The following is a 6,519-nucleotide window of genomic DNA, read 5'->3' as shown; positions in this document are numbered from 1 at the left end:
GGGGACGCCCGCCGCGCCGAGCGCGCGCGGCCCGAGTGCCCACGCCAGCAGCAGGAGGGCGCCGACCGCCCGTGTCCACGTCCCGCATCCCGCTGGCCAGCGCACGCGGCTATGGTACAACAGACGCGTGAGGTTGCCCGTCCTCGATCGGTACCTCGCGCGCGAGCTCGTCTCGCCGTTCGTCTTCGGCGGCTCGCTCTTCACCTTCTTCCTTCTCATCGACCGCATCTACCACCTGACCGACCTGGTCATCACCAAGGGCGTCCCCTTCTACCTCGTGGTCCAGCTCCTCGTCTTCATGCTCCCGTCGTTCCTCGCCCACACGCTGCCGATGGCGCTCCTCGTCGCCGTGCTCCTCGCCGGCGGGCGGCTCGCGGGCGACCTCGAGATCGTCGCGTTCAAGTCGGCGGGCGTGAGCGTCCTGCGCCTCTTCCGTCCGGTGCTCCTCGCCGCGCTCGCCGTCGCGGGGACCACCGCGCTCCTGACGCTCGTCGCGAACCCGTTCGCCAACCGCGAGTTCCAGCGCCAGCTCTTCAAGATCCTCCAGTCGCGCGCGGTCAGCGGGCTGCAGGAGCGCGTCTTCAACACCACGTTCGGCGACGTCATCATCTACGTCGAGGAGGTCAGCGCGTCGCAAGTGGCCCTCCGCGGGCTCCTCGTCTCCGATGAGCGCAACCCCAAGCTCTCGCGCATCATCACCTCGCGCGAGGGGCGGCTCCTCACCGACGACGTGAACCGGCGCATCACGCTGCGCATGCTGAACGGCGCGGTCAACGAGGCGGACGTGATGCCGGCCGATCCGCCCAAGGCCGTGCTCACCGACGTGGCGCCGCCCGGCGGCGCCGCGAGCGCCGCGCGCTACCGGCACACGCTGTTCAGCATCTACGACATGAGCCTGTCGGTCGATTCGCCGCTCAAGGGCGCGCCCCGGATCGAGAAGCCGGAGAAGGACCTGCCCCTCGGCGAGCTCGAGGCCCGGATCGTCGAGCTGCGGGCCGACCCGCACGGCCGCGCGCCGTACCTGATCGAGTGGCACAAGCGCTACGCGCTGCCCTTCGCGGCGCTCGTCTTCGCCCTCGTCGCCTTCCCGCTGGCGATCCGCTCGCACCGGGGCGGCCGCTCGATCGCGCTCGCCGCGAGCCTCGGGATCCTCCTCGCCTACTACGTGCTGATGACGTCGCTCGAGGGCGTGGCGCTCCGGCTCACCGTCGCGCCGTGGCTCGCGATCTGGGCGCCGAACACGATCTTCGCCCTCGCCGGCGCGATCCTCCTGGCGGCGACGGCGCGGGAGTGGCGCCTGCCGGCGATGCCGGCGCTCTGGCGCGCGCTCGGCCGGCTCCAGCGACGGGCGCCCGCGCCGCGCGTCAGCGCCGTCCGGGCGCACGCACCCGGCACCGCCCGGGACTCGACGCACATCATCGACCGCTACCTCGTCCGCGAGTTCGTCACGTTCATGGCGGTCGGCCTCGCGGTCGCGGCGGCGCTGTTCGTCGTGATCGACCTCCTGCAGACGCTCGACCGCTACCTGCGCGTCAAGCCGCCGCTCCTCTACATCCTCGAGCACTTCGCGTACCGGCTGCCGCCCGCGCTGCACGACGGGCTGCCGGTCATCATGCTGGTCGCGACGATCTTCCTGTTCCTCACGCTCTCCCGCTACCACGAGCTGACCGCGATGAAGGCCGCCGGCCTGTCCCTCTACCGGGTCAGCCTGCCGATCCTCGGCATCGGCGTCGTCGTCGCGGCGGCCGCGGGCCTCTTCCAGGAGCTCGTGCTCCCGGGCCTCAACGAGCACGGCGACGAGGTGGACCGCGTGAAGATCCGCGGCCAGGCGCCGCGCCACCTGCAGTCGCGGCAGCGCCTCTGGGTGCGGAGCTCGGACACGCGCTTCTACCGCATCGAGCTGCTCCACCCCGGCACCAACGACATGTACGGGGTGACGATCCTCGAGGTCGACAAGGACTTCCGGCTCACCGACCGCCTCGACGCGCGGCGTGCCCACTGGACGCCGGCGGGCTGGGAGTTCTCGGAGGGCGCCCTCCGCGAGGTCCGGCCCGACGGCCAGGTGCAGACGGTGCCGTTCGTGTGGACCGCGCTCGACATCAAGGAGGAGATGGAGGACTTCATCCGCATCCAGAAGCCCATCACCTCCATGAGCTACCGCGAGCTCAAGGAATACATCGGCCAGCTCGAGGCGGCGGGCTTCCAGGCTCGCAAGTACCTGGTCGAGCTCTACTCGAAGCTCTCGTTCCCGCTCGTGAACCTCGTCATGGTCCTGGTCGCGATCCCGTTCGCGCTCCAGTCACCGCGCCACGGCCGGCTGTTCGGCGTCGGCCTCGCGGTGGCGATCATGGCGGGCTACCTCGTCGTCCATTACGTCGCGCTCGCGTTCGCGCGCGCCGACCTCCTGCCCCCGCTGCTCGCCGCGTGGACGGCGAACGTGATCTTCCTGGGGATCGGCGTCTCGCTCCTCCTCCGCGCCCGCACCTAGCCCGCCCCGCTGCTCCTCGGTCATCACTGTCGCTGGGCCATCTCCCAGATCGCGTGCGTGTAGGCGTCCCGATCCGCCGGCTGCTTGATGACGCCGAAACGGAACGCGATGTCGGCCGTCCGTTGAAAGGCCGCGGCGTCCATCTTCCCGGGCGGCGTGGGCGGCGCCGGTGGTCCCCAGATCAGCTTGTTCACCTCGGCCATCATCCACGTCTGGTGCCCGCGCCCGAGGCGTGGGCTCTCCTTGAGCACCAGCTCGACGCAGTCGCCCGGACGGTCGCGGCAGAATTCCCAGCCCCTGAGCGAGGCGCGGAGGAAGCGCGCCGCGATCTGCTTGTTCTTGGCGGACGCGAGCCACTTCGCCCGGACGAAGATGCCGTCCTCGAGCATGGCCGTCCCCTCCCGGTTGAAGTCGATGACCACCAGCTCCTCGGGATTGACGCCGGCGTCGAGGACTTGCTTGTACTCGTTGTAGGTCATGGCGGCGGCCGCGTCCACCTTCTTCTGAAGCAACAAATTCATGTCGAAGGGCTGCGGCACGAGCGTGATATCCCGGTGGGAGTCGATCTTGTACTTCTCCAGTGTCGCCAGCAGCTCGTACTCGTTGCCGCCGACCCACACCGCCACCCTCCGCCCGCGGAGGTCGGCGGGGCCTCGGATGCCGGAGCTCTTGAAGGCAATCTCCCGCATGCCGCTGTACGCGTAGACCTGGGCGATGTTCACGAGCGGCAGCCCCCGATCCCGTGCGGCGAGCAGACTCGGCAGAAAGTCGACGCCGAATTCGGTCACGCCGTTCGCCACCACCTGTTCCGGCACGATGTCGGGGCCGCCCTGCCGGATGGTGACCTCCAGGCCCTCGGTCTCGTAGAACCCCCTGGCTCGGGCCGCGTAATAGCCCGCGAACTGGGCCTGCGTCACCCACTTGAGCTGCAGTTGCACCTTCTCGACGACCGCGCCCGAGCCGGCGCTCGTGGCCCCGAGGAGGGCGAGTCCCAGCGCTCCGAGCATCACCGCCATCCAGCGTCTCATCGTGGTCCCTCCCGGTGTTATTATGGCGCGCGGCATGGCGACCCGCACACTCCACGCGCCGCAGAACGGCTTCGTGCGCTTCCTCGGCTGGACGTCCACGCGGGGTGACGACGCGGATCCAGCTCCGCGCCTTCTTCACCGGGCGCTGAGTCCCGCCGCGAATGGTGGCTGATCCTCGACGCAGGCATGGTGCGGAGGTATCGCACCGATCGGGATCCCGATGAGCCTCGTGGGCCGGCTGCGCGGATCGCCGAAGGTTACTCTGACCGTGGTGACGGTGGCGCTCTTCACCGACTCGTTCCTCTACGGCCTCGTCATCCCGCTCACGCCCAAGTCTCCCGCCCGGATCGAGGACGAGTGGGCGCTGGGCGTGATGTATGGCGCCTACGCGGTCGGGCTCTTCCTCACCACGCCGATCTTCGGCGTCCTGTCCGACCGTCACGGCCGCCGGCGGCCCATGATCTACGGCGTGCTCCTTCAGGGGGCGGCGACGCTGCTGTTCGCGTTCGCCACGACCTTCGGCGAGATGTTCGTCGCCCGCACCGTCCAGGGCGTGGCCGCGGCGGCGACCTGGACGGCGGGGTTGGCCCTGGTGGCGGAGCTCTTCACCCAGAAGCGGACCCAGATGATGGGGTTCGCCATGATGGGTAGTACGGGCGGATCGGTTCTAGGGCCCCTGGCCGGCGGCGTGCTGTTTGATCTCAGCGGCTACGGACTGCCGTTCGTCGTCGCCGGTGCCCTGCTGTTCGTGGACGCGTTCATGCGGATCGTCCTGATCCCGGAGCCGCCCCGCGACGCCAGCGAGCGCTCGGACCTCGGAGGACTCTTGCGCGACCGCTCCGTCCTGGCGGCCGCCCTGGTCGTCGTCCTGGGCGCGGGTGGATGGGGGCTCCTCGAGCCTCTCCTCCCTGCCCATCTCAGCCGTGTCGCGGGCACCTCGAGCGGCATGATCGGGCTGATCTTCACCATCTCGACGGTGATGTACGGCGTCTGCTCTCCGCTCGTCGATCAGATCGCCGAGCAGTACGGGTTACGCCCCACCATGGTGTTGGGCCTTTTCATGACGGCCGGGAGCCTGCCGCTGCTCGGCCTGACCAGCAATGTCTTCTGGGCCGGAGTCTTCCTCACCCTGGTCGACGTCTCGACGGCGTTCACGCTGAACACATCGCTCTCCGAGCTGGCCGAGGCGGTCGACCGCCGGGGCACGTCCGGCTACGCGTCGGTGTACGCCGTGTACAACATCGCCTACGCCGCGGGCTCCATCGGGAGCGACGTGCTGGCCGGCGTCCTCACCAGCACGATGTCGTTCATGGCCGCGCTGCTCGCCACCAGCGCGACCATCCTCGTCTGCATGCCGCTCCTCTACCTGGGCCGGCCGCGCCCGATCGCTGCCGACGCCTGAAGGTCATCCATGTCGCGAGGAGTAGCGAGGGGGAACGTATGACCCAGCGGCTGCGCGGAACGGACACGCTGGCCGCGGTGAAGACGTTGCCGATGTCGACGGAGAGGTCGGTCCCCGAGGCCCAGTCCCCTGAGACATCGATGCCCCACGCGGCAAGCGTGTCGCGCGCGCCGAACCAGTTGCCCGTCAGCGTCGACTGGGTCAGCCAGCGCTCCGTCCAGGACCCCTCATCGGCCGCGGCGGGAGAGGCGAGGGCCATGAGCACGACCAGGACGACGAGCACCACCGCGGTGGGCTAGCGGCGCCCCTGCGCGAGGGCGCGGAGCATGTCCTCCAGGCGCTTCTGCTCCGCGCCGTAGGCCGTCCAGTCGCCGCGCCGGAGCGCGTCCTGGGCGCGGTTCCAGATCTCCAGCGCGCGCTGCGCGAGAAGGCGCTCGCCGGCGGGCTCGGCACCGCCGGGCCGCGCGGCCGCGGTCGCCGCCGCGGGCGGGCCGGTCGGCCGAGCGCCGAAAAGGCGGGCGAGCGACTGCGCGAGCGTCTGCTCCATCACGATCTGGTTGCCGTAGGCCACGATCACCCGGCGGAGCTCCGGGACCGCGCCCTGCTCCGACGCCGCGAGGTAGAGCGGCTGGACGTAGATCAGCGACTGGTCGAGCGGAATCGCGACGAGCGAGCCGCGGATGACCGTCGAGCCGCGCTGGTTCCACAGCGAGAGCTGCTGTGAGATCACCGGCTCCTGGTCGATGCGCGCGTCGATCTGCCGCGGGCCGAAGACCAGCTTCTGCTTCGGCAGGTCGTAGACGAGCAGGCGGCCGTAGTTCGGCGGATCCGACCGCGCGGCGAGCCACGCGATCATGTTGTCCCGGCGGCTCGGGTTGAAGAGCGTGAGGAGGATGAACTCCTCTTTCTTCTCCCCGGGGAGGCGCATGATCGTGTAGTACGCCTCCATCTCCCGGTCGCGCCCCTCGACGGTGCGCCGCGGGATCGCCCAGAGGTCCTCCTTGTTGTAGAACACCTGGGGGTCCCGCATGTGGTACGTCGCGTACTTGCGCGCCTGGATCGCGAAGAAGTCCTCGGGGTAGCGGACCTGGCTCCGGAGGCTCGCCGGCATCGCGTCGAGCGGCTTCAGGAGGCCGGGGAACGCGCGTGCGTACGCGCGCACGATCGGGTCCGTGGAATCGGCGAGGTAAAACGTCACGGCGCCGTTGTACGCGTCCACCGTCGCCTTCACGGAGTTCCGGATGTAGTTGCCCACCCCCGGCACCGGGTCCGAGTACGGGTAACGGTCCGTCGTCGTGTAGCCGTCGAGCATCCAGACCAGGCGGCCGTCGTCCGTCACCACGATGTACGGGTCGTGATCGTACTTGAAGAACGGCGCGATCTGGCGCACGCGCTGGCCGATCGCGCGGTAGATCATGATCCGGCTGTCGGCCGTCAGGTCGTTCGAGAGGAGGATCTTGATCTCGCCGAAGCGCACCGCGAAGAGGAGCTTCCTCAACCAGGCGCCGATCGGAACACCGCCCGTCCCGGCGTACGTCGTGTAGACGTTCTGGTCGCCGGACGGATAGCTGAGCTCCTGCTGGCGGGTCTTGACCAGGACG

5 protein-coding genes are annotated in these 6,519 nt (G+C 69.6%); 3 read left to right on the top strand and 2 right to left on the bottom strand.

The window, feature by feature from the left end:
* Positions 1 to 127 precede the first annotated feature (127 nt).
* Positions 128 to 2,488: an LPS export ABC transporter permease LptG gene (lptG, locus tag VKG64_03170; protein HKB24031.1), complete on the top strand. Its 2,361-nt coding sequence runs from the start codon at positions 128 to 130 to the stop codon at positions 2,486 to 2,488.
* A gap of 23 nt (positions 2,489 to 2,511) precedes the next feature.
* Here the strand turns inward: lptG and VKG64_03165 are convergent, their stop codons facing one another.
* Positions 2,512 to 3,516: an ABC transporter substrate-binding protein gene (locus VKG64_03165; GenBank protein ID HKB24030.1), complete on the bottom strand. Its 1,005-nt coding sequence runs from the start codon at positions 3,514 to 3,516 to the stop codon at positions 2,512 to 2,514.
* A gap of 268 nt (positions 3,517 to 3,784) precedes the next feature.
* Here VKG64_03165 and VKG64_03160 point away from each other — a divergent pair, with 268 nt between their 5' ends.
* Together VKG64_03160 and VKG64_03155 are read left to right on the top strand one after the other, a co-directional pair.
* Positions 3,785 to 4,918 carry an MFS transporter gene (locus tag VKG64_03160; GenBank protein HKB24029.1) on the top strand — a complete coding sequence of 378 codons (1,134 nt, stop codon included), beginning with the start codon at positions 3,785 to 3,787 and terminating at the stop codon, positions 4,916 to 4,918.
* A gap of 38 nt (positions 4,919 to 4,956) precedes the next feature.
* Entirely contained in the window at positions 4,957 to 5,217 is a 261-nt protein-coding gene (locus VKG64_03155) for a hypothetical protein (GenBank protein ID HKB24028.1), read from the top strand.
* Here VKG64_03155 and VKG64_03150 read toward each other — a convergent pair.
* The coding region (locus VKG64_03150; GenBank protein HKB24027.1) for a UPF0182 family protein at positions 5,214 to 6,519 on the bottom strand (1,306 nt) is incomplete at its 5' end. The genes VKG64_03155 and VKG64_03150 overlap by 4 nt on opposite strands.

This window comes from Candidatus Methylomirabilota bacterium, assembly GCA_035260325.1.
Taxonomy (GTDB): domain Bacteria; phylum Methylomirabilota; class Methylomirabilia; order Rokubacteriales; family CSP1-6; genus AR19.
The sequence above is the reverse complement of the archived record's forward strand: the minus strand, read 5'-3'. Positions and strand labels throughout refer to the sequence as shown.

Excerpts from the sequence above, each read along its gene's own strand:
- VKG64_03165 (HKB24030.1), bottom strand. The coding sequence starts at position 3,516 with ATGAGACGCTGGATGGCGGTGATGCTCGGAGCGCTGGGACTCGCCCTC.
- VKG64_03155 (HKB24028.1), top strand. The coding sequence starts at position 4,957 with ATGACCCAGCGGCTGCGCGGAACGGACACGCTGGCCGCGGTGAAGACG.